This is a genomic window from Streptomyces albidochromogenes (genome assembly GCF_005981925.1).
GTDB lineage: Bacteria > Actinomycetota > Actinomycetes > Streptomycetales > Streptomycetaceae > Streptomyces > Streptomyces albidochromogenes.
On record NZ_VBVX01000023.1, the window covers coordinates 23,665 to 37,967 of the forward strand.

Here is a 14,303-nt window from a genome sequence, read left to right on the forward strand (position 1 = left end):
CTGTAGTTGGGCAGGCGGTGATCTGTGTCGCGTAAGGCTTCCCTCAGCGCCTGCCGGCGAGGGCGGCGGGCACGGTGCGGGCCAGGACGGCCAGGTCCAGGCCGAGCCAGTGCTGCTCGATGTAGTGCTGGTCCAGTACGTCCATCTCCTCCCACGGCAGTCCCGAGCGCCGGCCGACCTGCCACAGCCCGGTGACGCCCGGCCGCACCCCCAGTCTCGCCCGTGTCGCCGACGGATGGCCCGGAGCCAGCGGGCACGGCCCGACCAGGGACATCTCGCCGCGCAGCACGTGCAGCAGGCGGGGCAGCACGTCCAGCCGCGTCCGGCGCAGCAGCCGGCCTACCGCGGTGCGGGGGTCGGTGCGCAGCGTCAGCATCGGGAAAGGGCGGCCGGCCAGGCCCGCGCGGGTACTTCGTACGAGCGGCGGGCCCGGCGACGTCACGGCGGTGGCGGTCGCGGTGAGGAGCAGGAGGGGCGCGGCGAGCGGCAGCAGGGCCGAGGTGGCCACCAGATCGAAGATCCGCTTCGCGTGCATGGGCGTACCATTTCATGGGATTCGCCCCTGAATGGGGCTCCGCCAACCGTGGGCGTGCCGTACCCGTCCCGTCCCCGTGCCGTGCTCATGCAGATAAGGGCCGCATAAGAGTTGAGTCGACCCCACTCAGGTCTGTTGACGCGATCGCCTCCGTCATGCATCCTTGAGTCTGTTCCACTCAAGTCAGCTGGAGGAATCGAAATGGCACGTGCGGTCGGCATCGACCTGGGCACCACTAACTCCGTCGTCAGCGTTCTGGAGGGCGGCGAGCCCACCGTCATCACCAACGCCGAAGGCGCCAGGACCACGCCGTCCGTCGTCGCTTTCGCGAAGAACGGTGAAGTGCTGGTAGGCGAGGTTGCCAAGCGCCAGGCAGTCACCAACGTCGACAGGACGATCCGGTCGGTCAAGCGCCACATGGGCACCGACTGGAACATCGAGCTCGACGGCAAGACCTTCAACCCGCAGCAGATGAGCGCCTTCATCCTGCAGAAGCTGAAGCGCGACGCCGAGGCGTACCTGGGCGAGAAGGTGGCCGACGCGGTCATCACCGTCCCGGCGTACTTCAACGACTCCGAGCGCCAGGCGACGAAGGAGGCCGGCGAGATCGCGGGCCTCAACGTCCTGCGCATCGTCAACGAGCCGACCGCCGCCGCGCTGGCGTACGGCCTCGACAAGGACGACCAGACGATCCTCGTCTTCGACCTCGGTGGCGGCACGTTCGACGTCTCGCTGCTGGAGATCGGCGACGGCGTCGTCGAGGTGAAGGCCACCAACGGTGACAACCACCTCGGTGGTGACGACTGGGACCAGCGTGTCGTCGACTACCTGGTGAAGCAGTTCCACTCCGGTCACGGCGTGGACCTCTCCAAGGACAAGATGGCGCTCCAGCGTCTGCGCGAGGCGGCCGAGAAGGCCAAGATCGAGCTGTCCTCCTCCACCGAGACCTCGATCAACCTGCCGTACATCACGGCGTCGGCCGAGGGCCCGCTGCACCTGGACGAGAAGCTCACGCGCTCGCAGTTCCAGCAGCTGACCGCCGACCTCCTGGAGCGCTGCAAGACGCCGTTCCACAACGTCATCAAGGACGCGGGCATCCAGCTCTCCGAGATCGACCACGTCGTTCTCGTCGGTGGCTCGACCCGTATGCCGGCCGTCGCCGAGCTCGTCAAGGAGCTCACGGGCGGTCAGGACGCCAACAAGGGTGTGAACCCGGACGAGGTCGTCGCCATCGGCGCCTCGCTCCAGGCCGGTGTCCTCAAGGGTGAGGTCAAGGACGTCCTGCTCCTCGACGTCACGCCCCTGTCTCTCGGTATCGAGACCAAGGGCGGCATCATGACGAAGCTCATCGAGCGCAACACCACGATCCCGACCAAGCGCTCCGAGATCTTCACGACGGCCGAGGACAACCAGCCGTCCGTGCAGATCCAGGTCTACCAGGGCGAGCGCGAGATCGCGGCGTACAACAAGAAGCTCGGCATGTTCGAGCTGACCGGTCTGCCGCCGGCCCCGCGCGGCGTCCCGCAGATCGAGGTCGCCTTCGACATCGACGCCAACGGCATCATGCACGTCGCCGCGAAGGACCTCGGCACGGGCAAGGAGCAGAAGATGACCGTCACCGGTGGCTCCTCGCTGCCGAAGGACGAGGTCAACCGGATGCGCGAAGAGGCCGAGAAGTACGCGGACGAGGACCACAAGCGCCGCGAGGCCGCCGAGACGCGCAACCAGGCCGAGCAGCTCGTCTACCAGACGGAGAAGTTCCTCAAGGACAACGAGGACAAGGTCCCGGGTGACGTGAAGACCGAGGTCGAGACCGCCGTCGCCGAGCTGAAGGAAAAGCTCGCCGGCGAGGACACCGCCGAGATCCGCACGGCGACCGAGAAGGTCGCGGCCGTCTCGCAGAAGCTCGGCCAGGCCATGTACGCCAACGCCGAGGGCGCTCAGGCCGCGGGCGGCGACGCTCCCGGCGCCGAGCAGGCCAAGGCGGACGACGACGTCGTCGACGCCGAGATCGTCGACGACGAGAAGGACGCCGGCCGTCAGGGAGGCGCCGCATGACGGAGGAGACTCCGGGCTTCGAGGAGAAGCCCGACGTCCCTTCCGGCGCCACTCCCGAAGACGCCGAACCGCAGGCCGCCGCGCCCGACAAGGCAGGGGCCGACTCCGTCGAGGAGTCGGGCCCGGCGGCCCCGGCCGGGGACGTACAGGACGTAGCTCTGACGGCGCAGCTGGACCAGGTACGCATGGCGCTCAATGAGCGCACCGCGGACCTCCAGCGGCTCCAGGCGGAGTACCAGAACTACCGTCGCCGCGTGGAGCGGGACCGGGTCACGGTCAAGGAGATCGCTGTGGCGAACCTCCTGAGCGAGCTCCTCCCCACCCTCGACGACATCGGCCGCGCGCGGGAGCACGGCGAGCTGGTGGGCGGGTTCAAGTCGGTGGCCGAATCGCTGGAGACGGTCGCCGCCAAGATGGGCCTGCAGCAGTTCGGCAAGGAGGGCGAGCCCTTCGACCCGACGATCCACGAGGCTCTGATGCACTCGTACGCGCCGGACGTCGACGAGACCACGTGCGTCGCGATCCTTCAGCCGGGCTACCGGATCGGCGAGCGGACCATCCGTCCGGCGCGGGTCGCGGTGGCCGAGCCCCAGCCCGGTGCGACGCCCGCGAAGGCGGACGAGCCCGCGGCCAAGGCCCCGGACGAGGAGAGCGGTGGCCCGGACGAGGGCTGACGTGAGCAGGAGCAGTACACCTAGCGGCAGGAAGGAGGGACGTCGGGGATGAGCACGAAGGACTTCGTCGAGAAGGACTACTACAAGGTTCTCGGCGTCCCGAAGGACGCCACCGAGGCCGAGATCAAGAAGGCGTACCGGAAGCTCGCCCGCGAGTTCCACCCGGACGCCAACAAGGGCGACGCCAAGGCGGAGGACCGCTTCAAGGAGATCTCCGAGGCGAACGACATCCTCGGTGACCCCAAGCGGCGCAAGGAGTACGACGAAGCGCGTGCTCTGTTCGGGAACGGCGGCTTCAGGCCGGGCCCGGGCGCCGGCGGCGGCACCTTCAACTTCGACCTGGGCGACCTCTTCGGAGGCGCCCAGGGCGGGGCCCAGACCGGCGGTGCCGGCGGGTTCGGCGGCGGCCTCGGGGACGTCTTCGGGGGCCTGTTCAACCGGGGCGGCCCGGGTGCGCGTACCGGTACGCAGCCGCGTCGCGGCCAGGACATCGAGTCCGAGGTGACGCTCAGCTTCACCGAGGCGGTCGACGGGGCCACGGTCCCGCTGCGCATGTCCAGCCAGGCTCCCTGCAAGGCCTGCTCCGGCACGGGCGACAAGAACGGCACACCGCGCGTGTGCCCGACCTGCGTCGGGACCGGCCAGGTGTCGCGCGGCGGCGGTGGCGGGTTCTCGCTCACCGACCCGTGCGTCGACTGCCGGGGCCGCGGGCTCATCGCCCAGGACCCCTGCGAGGTCTGCAAGGGCAGCGGCCGTGCCAAGTCGTCGCGGACCATGCAGGTCCGGATCCCGGCTGGCGTCTCCGACGGCCAGCGGATCCGGCTGCGTGGCAAGGGCAGTCCCGGTGAACGGGGCGGCCCGGCGGGCGACTTGTACGTCGTGGTCCACGTCGGCGCCCACCCGGTCTTCGGCCGCAAGGGCGACAACCTCACCGTCACCGTGCCCGTCACCTTCGTGGAGGCGGCGCTCGGCGGCGAGGTGAAGGTCCCGACGCTGGGCGGCCCGCCGGTCACCCTCAAGCTGCCGGCCGGCACCCCCAACGGCCGCACCATGCGCGCCCGCGGCAAGGGAGCGGTCCGCAAGGACGGCACCCGCGGCGACCTGCTGGTCACCGTGGAGGTCGAGGTGCCCAAGGACCTTGACGACAAGGCCCGTGAGGCGCTGGAGTCCTACCGTGAGGCGACCGCGGGGGAGGACCCGCGGGCGGAGCTGTTCCAGGCCGCGAAGGGAGCATGAGATGGACCCGCGCATGCGTCGTAACCCGTACCAGCTGACCGACGAGACACCCGTGTACGTCATCTCGGTCGCGGCGCAGCTCTCCGGCCTGCACCCGCAGACCCTGCGGCAGTACGACCGCCTCGGCCTGGTCTCCCCGGACCGCACGGCCGGGCGCGGCCGGCGCTACTCGGCCCGCGACATCCAACTGCTGCGCCAGGTGCAGCAGTTGTCGCAGGACGAGGGCATCAACCTGGCCGGCATCAAGCGGATCATCGAACTGGAGAACCAGGTGACCGCGCTCCAGCAGCGCGTCGCCGAACTCTCCGCGGCTGTCGACGGCGCGGCGGCCGCGCTCCAGCAGCGCGAGGCGCAGGTGCACGCGTCGTACCGGCGCGACCTCGTCCGGTACGAGGACGTGCAGCAGGCGAGCGCGCTGGTGGTCTGGCGGCCCAAGAGGCCGGCGGAGTAGTCCCGACGAGCACGGCGCGTACGCGAGGAAGGCCCGTCACCCACGACTCGGGGTGACGGGCCTTTTGCTGTCCTGCGGACGCCGGCCCGCCCGGCCCGCGGGAGGTCCGGTCCGGAGGGGCGGACCTCAGGGAAGCCGGTCCGCCGCGGGCGTCGCCGAGACCTCCGCCGACAGCGGGGCCTCGCCGCCCGCCGCGTCCACGGCCGCGACGGCGTAGCAGTACGTCGTCCCGTTGGTCACTTCGGTGTCCCTGAACTCGTTGTCCGTGGTCAGCGGCAGAACGGTCGCGTTCTCCTTCGTGACGCCCGGCTCCGTCGCGCGGTAGACGCGGTAGCCGGTGATCGCGGGCGCGTCCTCGTCGGCCTCCACGTGGTCCCAGACGAACCACACCATCCCGTCGTGGCCCGACACGTCGTAGATCCGGGTCGCGGCCGGCGGCCGGTGGGTCTGCCGGACGGGCTTGAAGGAACCGGAGGCGGGGGAGGCGACGCCGTACGGGGTGACGGCGACGACGGCGTAGAACTGGTCGCGCTCGTCGGCCGGGACGTCGTCGACGCTCAGCGCGGGGTCCCGCGTGACGCGGTAGGGCTGCGCGTCGGGCCCGGTGGGGACGGGGCCGGCCGCGCTCCGGTAGACGCGGTACTCGGTGACCGGGACGTACGGGCCCGCCGCCCACGTGAGCTCCAGCAGGCCGCCGGTGAGCGTGCCGGTCAGCGCCCGGGGCGCGGTGGGAACGGACTCGGGGCCTACCGCGCGCGTGCCGGACACCCACAACGTCCTCGCCGACTCGTTGCCCGCCGCGTCGACGGCCGCGATCCGGTAGCGGAAGCGCTGCCCCGCCTGGCCGGTGGTGTCCCGGAGGGTCTGTTCCGCCGTCGTGCCGACCTTCGTCTCGACGTCGAGGTCCTCCGGGGCGCGGTAGACGTGGTACGCCGTGGTGTCGGCGGGGGAGCCGCTCTGCCAGGACAGCGTGACGCCCTGGTCGTCCTCGGCGGTGACGGCGGGCGCGGTGGGCGGGAGGGGCGGCGTGGTGTCCGGGCCCGCGACGGCCACGTGGGCGGCGTACGGCGAGGCGTTCCCGGCCGCGTCGAGCGCCTTCACGGTGTACTTGTACGAGGTCACCGCCGGGTCCAGGGCGGTGTCGCCGTACGCCGGCGTCCCCACCGTCGCGACCTTCGTGTACGTGCGCGAGTCGCCGGCGGCCCGGTACACGTCGTACTTCACCGCGTCCGCGACCGCCGTCCAGGTGAGGGAGTTCGCACCGTCCGCGTGCTTCCCCGCGAGGCCGGTGGGGGCCGCGGGCGGCGTCGCGTCGACGGTGGTGACGGGCATGTCGACGCTGCCGGGGCCCTCGCGGCCCGCCTTGTCGACGGCGCGGACCTCGTAGTACCAGACCTGGCCGGTCGCGGGCGGGACGCCGGTGTACGTCGTGCCCGTGAGGTGGGCCGCGCCCGTGACGTCGACGTACGTGGCGGTGTCCTTGAGGCGGCGGAAGACGCGGTATCCGGCCAGGTCCATCTCGGCGTTCGGCGACCAGGTGACGGTGGCCCTGCGGGTGGCCGTGTCGTACGTCGTCCGCGCCCCGGCGGGGGCCAGCGGCGGCGTGGTGTCGACGTCCGGCGACGTGCGCGGCGCGTAGGTGAAGGCGACGCTCGCGGAGCCGGTGAAGGCGGCGTAGTCGACGCGCAGGGTGTGGACGCCCCTGGGCACGGTGACGTTCACCGTCTTCTTCTGGACGGTGGTCACGTCCCGCCACAGGTCGATTCTCAGCTCCCCGTCGACGTACACCCTGATCCCGTCGAGGGCCTCGGCGGTGAGCGAGAACGGCCCGCCCGAGCCGAAGTCCCGGGTGAGGGACCAGCGGACGCCGAAGTGGTCGGCGGGGAGGGTCACGCCCGCCGGGTCGCCGGTGCCGTAGTTCTCGCTGATGGCGGCGTCGCACACGGTCGCGGCGGGCGTTCCGGAGAAGGTCGTGTTGGCGAAGAACTGCGCCTGCCACTGCGGCGATGCGCAGGGGGCGGCGAAGGCGGGCGGGGCCCCGAGGGCGCACAGCGTCGCGGTGCCCAGCGCGAGCGCGGTGGCGGCACCGAGGCTGCGCAGGGGGGGTCTGAAGTCCACGTGCACGGCTGGCGGCTCTTTCCGTTGGAGGAGAGGAGTCACAGACGTGGGGGGAGAGCGCTGACTGTAGGGCCGAGGTTAGTGGCTGACGCCGGTCTTTTCAGGCCGAGTTGAAGGATTCACCCCTGGGGGTCGACGCCCGTCGACGGCGGTGCGGCGGCCGGGACCGGGGCGATGCCGGACTGGACGAGGAGTGCGCCCAGGTGGGTGCGGCCGGAGGCGTTGAGGGCCTGCGCGAGTTTGGCGATGTGGGAGCGGCAGGTCCGTACGCTGATGCCGAGCTTGCGGGCCGCCACCTCGTCGGTGTTCCCCTCGACCAGCAGACGCGCGACGCTGCGCTGCACGGCGGTGACGGGGGTGCCCGGGGACACCGCCGGCAGCTGCTCGGCGAGGGGGGTGGCCTGGGCCCACAGCACTTCGTAGACCTGGACGAGATAGGTGACCAGGGCGGGGTGCCGGATTTCGAGGGCGACGTCCCGCTCGCGGGTGGCGGGGATGAACGCGACCGTCCGGTCGACGACGATCAGCCGCTCGATGCTCTGCTCCAGGGTGCGCACCTGCGGGTGGCCGGGGGGAAAACGCGCCAGGTAGTCCCTCAGGTGGGGGCAGTAGCGCGCCGAGTGCTGGTACAGGTGCCGGACGGTGGCGCCCCGTTCGATGGCGGGCAGGGCGTGGCCCAGGCCCTGCTGGAGGGCTTTCAGCGGCCGGGTGCTGCCCGGCTGAGCGGTCAGGATCTCCCGCGTCGCCAGGGTCATGGCGTCGTCGAGCGTGGCGTTGATGCGGGGCATGCCCTCCAGCACGGTGATGGCGAGGTTGGGGTCCTCGCTGGCGACGGCGGTGAGGGGCGCCAGCGAGTCGGCCAGCGCGGTGCTGAGCCGGATGCGCTCGCTGATCTCCCGGGTGATGGGCTGCAGCAGATGCGCGAGGCCGGTGGCCGGCGGCACCGGGCGCATCCACGCGGCGTCCCGCGGGTCGGGGTGGACCAGCGCCATGTCGATGAGGCAGGGGGCCGGCGCGAGGTCGGCCCGGGTGATGCGCCCCGTGCGCAGGGCCTCGGTGTAGAGCCGCAGCCCGGCGTCGCACAGTTCCCGGTCGCCGTGCGAATGCGCCGGTTTCGCCTCGTCTTCGCCCATCTGCCCTCCCCCCGATTCATGCAGTGCAAGAAGATGACGGTGGCGAAAGCGTAGTCAGGCGGGGAGGGTGGGCGGTGACCGGGGACGTGGTCAGTGATCCTGATCCAGAATGCCGGACTGCGCGATGAGGAAGCCGAGTTGGGCGCGGCTTCCGCTGCCGAGGGTGGCGGCGAGCTTGGCGATGTGAGCGCGCGCGGTCCGTACGTTCATCCCGAGCCGCCGGGCGATGGCCTCGTCGACGTACCCCTCGACGAGCAGCTTGGCGATCGAACGCTGGACGCCGGATATGCCGTCGGGTGTGTGGTCGTAGGAGACCCGCTCCTGGAGGGGGACGCCGCGCTGCCAGAACTGCTCGAAGACGGCGGCGAGGTACTCCACCAGGCCGGGATGGCGCAGTTCCAGGGCCACTTGGCGGTCGTCGCGCGCGGGGATGAAGGCGACCGTGCGGTCGAAGATCATCAGCCGTTCTATGAGCTGTTCCAGGGTGCGGATCTCGACCTTGCCCTCGGCCATGCGTTCCGCGTACGCGAGGGTGCCCTGGCTGTGCCGGACGGTGTGCTGGTAGAGGGTCCGCATGCTGATGCCGCGGTTGATGAGCGCCTGGCCCCGCTCCAGCGCCGAGTTGAGGGCGTGTTCGCTGCGGCCGCCGCCCGGCTGGACCGTGAGCACCTCGGTGTGGCACTCGGCCGTGGCGAGGTCAATGGCCGCGTTGATCCGGTTGATCCCCTCCAGCACGGTGATGGCGTGAGTGGTCGGCGGGTCCTGTGCGCTGATGGCCAGGAACGGCTCGAAAGAGTCGGTAAGTTCAATGGAGAAGTGTCTGCGCTCACGGATCTCGCGTTCGATCGGGTGGAGACGCTGTGCGAGTGCCGCGGACGGCGGAACCGGCCGCAGCCAGTTGGCGTCGTCCGGATCCGGGTGCAGCAGGGCGAATTCCATCAGGCAGGGAGCCGGGGCCACCTCGGTACGGGCGATGCGTCCGGTGCGCAGAGCACTGGCGTAGAGACGCCTTCCCTCGTCACAAAAATCGGTGACGGCATGGGGATGTGCCTGATTTGAGTCACTTGCGGTCATTAATCCACCCCCCAGGGTCCTGAACGTGCAGGAACATGATGCATCGGCCCAGTGGTGTTGACGTGGCCGAATAGGCCATGGTCTTGGTGCGGGGAGAGAAGAAACCCTTCAAGTGAGGACGAAGCCGACCATGTACAAGAGAATGCTTCGCTCGGTGCTTGCCACTGCCTTCGCAGCCGGGCTGGCCCTCGGCGCTGCAACGACCATGGACCTCGCCTGGGACAGTAAGCCTGCGGGCGGCGCCGTGGTCGGCACGCAGTCCGATACGCCGCCAGACCTTGGCTGGGACAGCGCGCCGGCCAAGACAGACGCATGACTGTTCCACCGGACGACCGGACCTTCAGGCGTGAAATGGCCACTGCCTACCGATCGGGCTGGCACTTCATCGACCTCGTCACGGCCATTCCCCACCGTGGCGACTCGCTGATGGTCACCCTGTTCGGCGAGCCGATCCTGGTCGCGCGTGAAGAGGATGAGGACGTCCGTGCCTACCGGTGCCTTCGCAAGCCCCGTGGCGCCCCGCAACCCGTTCGCTGTGCCGTGCGCTACGGCATGGTCTTCGTCAATCTCGACCAGCGTGACCACCAGCTGATCGAGCCGCAAACCAGCACCGCCACCCCCCGCAGCGCCTGACGCGATTCCCCCGTCGTTCCAATCGCCCAGGCGCTCCCCCACACAGCGGCGCCATCGTGGACCTGAACACGATGGCGCCGCTGTGCTGCGTCCGCGGGGTTCTCAGGCCGACGCGCTCGGGGCCCGCCCCATCGCCCGGTCCAGGGTGATCTCGATCAGGACCCGGTCCGGGTTCGGCGCGGGCGTGCGCCCGTACCGCTCGGCGTAGCGGCGTACCGCCTCCGCGATCCGCTCGGGGTCCGTGACGACGACCGCGCGTCCTTCGAGCGTCGCCCAGTGGCCGCCCTTCACCTGGCAGACGGCGACCCGCGCGCCCGCCTCGCCGGCTGCCAGCACGTTCGCCACCTTGGTGCTGCTCTTGTTGGTGATCACGCGGGCGGTCCCGGCCTCCGGGTCGTACGTCACGCCCACCGGCACCACGTGCGGCGAGCCGTCCGGCCGCAGGGTTGTCAGCGTGCACAGGTGGTACTCGCGCCAGAAGGCGAGGTAGTCCGGGCTCGGGTTCCGTACGTCGAGGTGGTTGGCCATGGCGCCAGAGTAGCCGGGCTGTCCTTCTCTGCCTTGAGTGGAATAGACTCAACTTTGCGTATGCTGAACAAGTCAAAGCTGGAAGCAGTACCGCCCGCCGAGGAGGAACGAGCGCAGTGGACGCAGAGCTGACCAACAAGAGCCGGGACGCGATCCAGGCGGCGAGCACCCGGGCCGTCAAGGACGGACACGCGGACCTCACGCCCGCGCATCTCCTGCTGGCCCTGCTCGCGGGCGAGGACAACGCCAACATCACCGATCTGCTGGCCGCCGTCGAGGCGGACCAGGCGGCCGTACGCGCCGGAACCGAGCGCGTGCTCGCCGCGCTGCCCAGCGTGACGGGGTCCACCGTCGCCCCGCCGCAGCCCAACCGCGAGATGCTCGCGGTCATCGCCGACGCCTCGCAGCGCGCGAAGGAGCTGGGCGACGACTACCTCTCCACCGAGCACCTGCTCATCGGCATCGCGGCCAAGGGCGGCAAGGCCGGGGACGTACTGTCCCAGGAGGGCGCGAGCGCCGCGAAGCTGCTGGAGACGTTCGAGAAGATCAGGGGAGGACGCCGGGTGACCACACCCGACCCGGAGGGTCAGTACAAGGCCCTGGAGAAGTTCGGCACCGACTTCACGGCCGCCGCGCGCGACGGCAAGCTCGACCCGGTCATCGGCCGCGACCAGGAGATCCGGCGCGTCGTGCAGGTCCTGTCGCGGCGTACGAAGAACAACCCCGTGCTGATCGGTGAGCCCGGCGTCGGCAAGACCGCCGTCGTCGAGGGCCTCGCCCAGCGCATCGTCAAGGGCGACGTGCCGGAGAGCCTGAAGAACAAGCGGCTCGTCGCGCTCGACCTCGGCGCGATGGTGGCGGGCGCCAAGTACCGCGGTGAGTTCGAGGAGCGGCTGAAGACCGTCCTGTCCGAGATCAAGGAGAGCGACGGCCAGATCATCACCTTCATCGACGAGCTGCACACCGTCGTCGGTGCGGGCGCCGGCGGCGACTCCGCCATGGACGCCGGGAACATGCTCAAGCCGATGCTGGCCCGCGGCGAGCTGCGCATGGTCGGCGCGACGACCCTCGACGAGTACCGGGAGCGGATCGAGAAGGACCCCGCCCTGGAGCGCCGCTTCCAGCAGGTGCTGGTCGCCGAGCCGACCGTCGAGGACACGATCGCCATTCTGCGTGGGCTCAAGGGGCGGTACGAGGCCCACCACAAGGTGCAGATCGCGGACTCGGCGCTGGTCGCGGCCGCGGCCCTCTCCGACCGGTACATCACCTCCCGGTTCCTGCCCGACAAGGCCATCGACCTCGTCGACGAGGCCGCCTCGCGGCTGCGCATGGAGATCGACTCCTCGCCCGTGGAGATCGACGAACTCCAGCGCGCCGTCGACCGGCTGAAGATGGAGGAGCTCGCCCTCAAGAACGAGTCCGACCCGGCGAGCAGGCAGCGGCTGGAGAAGCTGCGCCGCGACCTCGCCGACAAGGAGGAGGAGCTGCGCGGTCTCAACGCCCGCTGGGAGAAGGAGAAGCAGGGCCTCAACCGCGTCGGTGAGCTGAAGGAGAAGCTCGACGACCTGCGCGGACAGGCGGAACGCGCGCAGCGCGACGGCGACTTCGACACCGCCTCCAAGCTGCTGTACGGCGAGATCCCCGGCCTGGAGCGCGAGCTGGAGGAGGCCGCGGCCGCCGAGGCGGAGGTCCGTACCGACACCATGGTCAAGGAGGAGGTCGGTCCCGACGACATCGCCGACGTCGTGGGCTCCTGGACCGGCATCCCCGCCGGACGCCTCCTGGAGGGCGAGACGCAGAAGCTGCTGCGCATGGAGGACGAGCTCGGCCGGCGGCTGATCGGCCAGCACGAGGCGGTGCGCGCCGTCTCCGACGCGGTACGCCGCACCCGCGCGGGCATCGCCGACCCCGACCGCCCGACCGGCTCCTTCCTCTTCCTCGGCCCCACCGGCGTCGGCAAGACCGAGCTGGCCAAGGCGCTCGCGGACTTCCTCTTCGACGACGAGCGGGCCATGGTCCGCATCGACATGAGCGAGTACAGCGAGAAGCACAGCGTCGCCCGGCTCGTCGGCGCCCCGCCCGGTTACGTCGGCTACGAGGAGGGCGGCCAGCTCACCGAGGCGGTCCGCCGCCGCCCGTACAGCGTCGTCCTCCTCGACGAGGTCGAGAAGGCCCACCCCGAGGTCTTCGACATCCTGCTCCAGGTCCTCGACGACGGCCGGCTCACCGACGGGCAGGGGCGGACGGTCGACTTCCGCAACACCATCCTGGTCCTGACCTCGAACCTCGGCAGCCAGTACCTCGTCGAGCCGCTGACCAGCGCCGAAGTCAAGAAGGAGCAGGTGCTGGAGGTCGTGCGGGCGTCCTTCAAGCCGGAGTTCCTCAACCGGCTGGACGACCTGGTCGTCTTCTCCGCCCTGTCCGGGGACGAGCTCGCGCACATCGCCGAGCTCCAGATCGGCCGGCTGGCCCAGCGCCTCGCCGACCGCCGCCTCACCCTCGACGTCACGCCCGAGGCCCTGGCCTGGCTGGCGGACGAGGGCAACGACCCGGCCTACGGCGCCCGGCCGCTGCGCCGCCTCATCCAGACGGCGATCGGCGACCGGCTCGCGAAGGAGATCCTGGCGGGCGAGGTGACCGACGGGGACACGGTCCGGGTGGACCGGTCCGGGGACGGTCTGACCGTCGGCCGCGCCGAGTAGGCACTCCGGGAGCGGGTTCAGCGCAGGGCGAAGGACCCGCGCCCGCTTTCGCGACTAGGGTCGATGTCAGGCAGCCACGCGAAGACCGCACACGCGAATCCCAGGAGTACTGAAAATGTCTATCGACCCGTCCTCGATCCCGAACTTCGGGGGCCAGCCCGAACCGCAGCCCGAAGGGCCCGCCGGCCCCGTCGTCCCCGACCAGGACCTCGTCAAGCAGCTGCTGGAGCAGATGGAGCTGAAGTACGTCGTCGACGACGAGGGCGACCTCGCCGCGCCGTGGGAGGAATTCCGCACGTACTTCATGTTCCGTGGCGAGGACGACCAGCAGGTCTTCTCGGTGCGGACCTTCTACGACCGGCCGCACCAGATCGAGGAGAAGGTCCAGCTCCTCGAGCTGATCGACGACTGGAACCGGCGCACCCTGTGGCCCAAGGTCTACAGCCACACCCACGACGACGGCACCGTCCGTCTCATCGGTGAGGCCCAGATGCTGATCGGCACCGGCGTCAGCCTCGAGCACTTCGTGTCCTCGACGGTCGGCTGGGTCCGCGCCTCGATCGAGTTCGACAAGTGGCTCGTCGAGCAGCTCGGTCTGGAGAAGGACGTCGACTCCGCCGAGGGCGAGAGCGACGGCGACGGCGAGGCCTGAGCCCCGCCCGTCACCACGGCACCGGGGCGATCGTCACCAGGTACGCCCCGTAGCCCAGCGACAGCCCGGCCAGGGCGGCGGTCACCACGACCGCGGTCCTCGGCCGGGCTTTCGCCATGGCGTGCGCGAGGGGCAGCAGGAGGGGGAAGGCGGGCAGGAGGAAGCGCGCCTTGGACTCGAAGAATCCGGAGCCGCCGACCGTGATGAGCAGCAGTACGGCCGGGTAGACCAGCAGCGGCAGCGGCGGGCGGTCCTCCAGGAGCAGCAGGGCGAACAGCACCAGCGCCACCGCGACCACCACCATGACCACCGGGAACGCCAGGACCTCGGCGCGCACCAGCAGGCGCCGTACGAAGTCGGGCGCTCCGGCGCCGAAGTCGAAGCGCGAGCCCGTCGCCGCCGCCGAGGATCGCCACCCGCGTGTGGCGCCCGCGCATCGCGGGGTGCACCAGCGCCTCGTGGTACCGGTGCTCGTCGCGGCCGCTCACCCGCAGCCGCCCGTCGAGGTA

At 70.6% G+C, this 14,303-nt stretch carries 14 protein-coding genes and 1 pseudogene; 8 read left to right on the forward strand and 7 right to left on the reverse strand.

Annotation, left to right across the window (positions count from 1 at the left end):
- Positions 1-43 precede the first annotated feature (43 nt).
- On the reverse strand, positions 44-535 hold the full coding sequence (locus tag E2E34_RS05430; RefSeq protein ID WP_138900760.1) for a sugar transferase: 492 nt from the start codon (positions 533-535) through the stop codon (positions 44-46).
- Between the two features lie 201 nt (positions 536-736).
- Between E2E34_RS05430 and dnaK the strand changes: the two genes are divergently transcribed.
- The 4 genes from dnaK to E2E34_RS05450 are packed head-to-tail and all read left to right on the forward strand — an operon-like array spanning position 737 to position 4,954.
- Positions 737-2,593, forward strand: coding sequence for a molecular chaperone DnaK (dnaK, locus tag E2E34_RS05435; protein WP_138900761.1), 1,857 nt, complete (start codon positions 737-739; stop codon positions 2,591-2,593).
- Complete coding sequence (grpE, locus tag E2E34_RS05440) at positions 2,590-3,267, forward strand: nucleotide exchange factor GrpE (protein ID WP_138900762.1); 678 nt, start codon at positions 2,590-2,592, stop codon at positions 3,265-3,267. The genes dnaK and grpE overlap by 4 nt, the downstream gene beginning before the upstream one ends.
- A 48-nt stretch (positions 3,268-3,315) precedes the next feature.
- Positions 3,316-4,503: a molecular chaperone DnaJ gene (dnaJ, locus tag E2E34_RS05445; protein ID WP_138900763.1), complete on the forward strand. Its 1,188-nt coding sequence runs from the start codon at positions 3,316-3,318 to the stop codon at positions 4,501-4,503.
- A gap of 1 nt (position 4,504) precedes the next feature.
- Positions 4,505-4,954, forward strand: a complete 450-nt coding sequence (locus E2E34_RS05450; protein ID WP_138897236.1) for a heat shock protein transcriptional repressor HspR — start codon at positions 4,505-4,507, stop codon at positions 4,952-4,954.
- 126 nt (positions 4,955-5,080) lie between these two features.
- Here the strand turns inward: E2E34_RS05450 and E2E34_RS05455 are convergent, their stop codons facing one another.
- The 3 genes from E2E34_RS05455 to E2E34_RS05465 form a co-directional block, all read right to left on the reverse strand.
- Complete coding sequence (locus E2E34_RS05455; protein WP_208765151.1) at positions 5,081-7,072, reverse strand: fibronectin type III domain-containing protein; 1,992 nt, start codon at positions 7,070-7,072, stop codon at positions 5,081-5,083.
- Positions 7,073-7,191: 119 nt separating this feature from the next.
- Complete coding sequence (locus E2E34_RS05460; RefSeq protein ID WP_138900765.1) at positions 7,192-8,205, reverse strand: helix-turn-helix transcriptional regulator; 1,014 nt, start codon at positions 8,203-8,205, stop codon at positions 7,192-7,194.
- Between the two features lie 90 nt (positions 8,206-8,295).
- Positions 8,296-9,279: a helix-turn-helix transcriptional regulator gene (locus tag E2E34_RS05465; protein WP_138900766.1), complete on the reverse strand. Its 984-nt coding sequence runs from the start codon at positions 9,277-9,279 to the stop codon at positions 8,296-8,298.
- A gap of 130 nt (positions 9,280-9,409) precedes the next feature.
- Here E2E34_RS05465 and E2E34_RS05470 point away from each other — a divergent pair, with 130 nt between their 5' ends.
- Together E2E34_RS05470 and E2E34_RS05475 are read left to right on the forward strand one after the other, a co-directional pair.
- Positions 9,410-9,595: a hypothetical protein gene (locus E2E34_RS05470; protein WP_167518214.1), complete on the forward strand. Its 186-nt coding sequence runs from the start codon at positions 9,410-9,412 to the stop codon at positions 9,593-9,595.
- Complete coding sequence (locus tag E2E34_RS05475; RefSeq protein ID WP_138897922.1) at positions 9,592-9,912, forward strand: Rieske (2Fe-2S) protein; 321 nt, start codon at positions 9,592-9,594, stop codon at positions 9,910-9,912. The genes E2E34_RS05470 and E2E34_RS05475 overlap by 4 nt, the downstream gene beginning before the upstream one ends.
- Positions 9,913-10,014: 102 nt before the next feature.
- On the opposite strand, the gene E2E34_RS05480 is transcribed toward E2E34_RS05475, so the two are convergent.
- Positions 10,015-10,440, reverse strand: coding sequence for a pyridoxamine 5'-phosphate oxidase family protein (locus tag E2E34_RS05480; protein ID WP_138900768.1), 426 nt, complete (start codon positions 10,438-10,440; stop codon positions 10,015-10,017).
- A gap of 116 nt (positions 10,441-10,556) precedes the next feature.
- On the opposite strand from E2E34_RS05480, the gene clpB reads away from it, so the two are divergent.
- A complete protein-coding gene (gene clpB / locus E2E34_RS05485; protein ID WP_138900769.1) occupies positions 10,557-13,142 on the forward strand; it encodes an ATP-dependent chaperone ClpB in 2,586 nt (861 codons plus the stop codon).
- A gap of 115 nt (positions 13,143-13,257) precedes the next feature.
- On the forward strand, positions 13,258-13,794 hold the full coding sequence (locus tag E2E34_RS05490) for a type III secretion system chaperone family protein (protein ID WP_138900770.1): 537 nt from the start codon (positions 13,258-13,260) through the stop codon (positions 13,792-13,794).
- Between the two features lie 10 nt (positions 13,795-13,804).
- On the opposite strand, the gene E2E34_RS05495 is transcribed toward E2E34_RS05490, so the two are convergent.
- Positions 13,805-14,098: a hypothetical protein gene (locus tag E2E34_RS05495; RefSeq protein WP_208765152.1), complete on the reverse strand. Its 294-nt coding sequence runs from the start codon at positions 14,096-14,098 to the stop codon at positions 13,805-13,807.
- Positions 14,099-14,138: 40 nt separating this feature from the next.
- Positions 14,139-14,303 (reverse strand): annotated as a pseudogene (locus E2E34_RS37410) (spermidine synthase); the annotation flags it as partial.

What these genes read in the sequence shown, in the direction of transcription:
- E2E34_RS05495 (WP_208765152.1), bottom strand. Translation starts at nt 14,098, where the DNA reads ATGGTGGTGGTCGCGGTGGCGCTGGTGCTGTTCGCCCTGCTGCTCCTG.
- E2E34_RS05480 (WP_138900768.1), bottom strand. Translation starts at nt 10,440, where the DNA reads ATGGCCAACCACCTCGACGTACGGAACCCGAGCCCGGACTACCTCGCC.
- E2E34_RS05490 (WP_138900770.1), top strand. Translation starts at nt 13,258, where the DNA reads ATGTCTATCGACCCGTCCTCGATCCCGAACTTCGGGGGCCAGCCCGAA.
- grpE (WP_138900762.1), top strand. Translation starts at nt 2,590, where the DNA reads ATGACGGAGGAGACTCCGGGCTTCGAGGAGAAGCCCGACGTCCCTTCC.
- E2E34_RS05450 (WP_138897236.1), top strand. Translation starts at nt 4,505, where the DNA reads ATGGACCCGCGCATGCGTCGTAACCCGTACCAGCTGACCGACGAGACA.
- dnaK (WP_138900761.1), top strand. Translation starts at nt 737, where the DNA reads ATGGCACGTGCGGTCGGCATCGACCTGGGCACCACTAACTCCGTCGTC.
- E2E34_RS05470 (WP_167518214.1), top strand. Translation starts at nt 9,410, where the DNA reads ATGTACAAGAGAATGCTTCGCTCGGTGCTTGCCACTGCCTTCGCAGCC.
- E2E34_RS05475 (WP_138897922.1), top strand. Translation starts at nt 9,592, where the DNA reads ATGACTGTTCCACCGGACGACCGGACCTTCAGGCGTGAAATGGCCACT.
- dnaJ (WP_138900763.1), top strand. Translation starts at nt 3,316, where the DNA reads ATGAGCACGAAGGACTTCGTCGAGAAGGACTACTACAAGGTTCTCGGC.
- E2E34_RS05465 (WP_138900766.1), bottom strand. Translation starts at nt 9,279, where the DNA reads ATGACCGCAAGTGACTCAAATCAGGCACATCCCCATGCCGTCACCGAT.
- E2E34_RS05430 (WP_138900760.1), bottom strand. Translation starts at nt 535, where the DNA reads ATGCACGCGAAGCGGATCTTCGATCTGGTGGCCACCTCGGCCCTGCTG.
- E2E34_RS05460 (WP_138900765.1), bottom strand. Translation starts at nt 8,205, where the DNA reads ATGGGCGAAGACGAGGCGAAACCGGCGCATTCGCACGGCGACCGGGAA.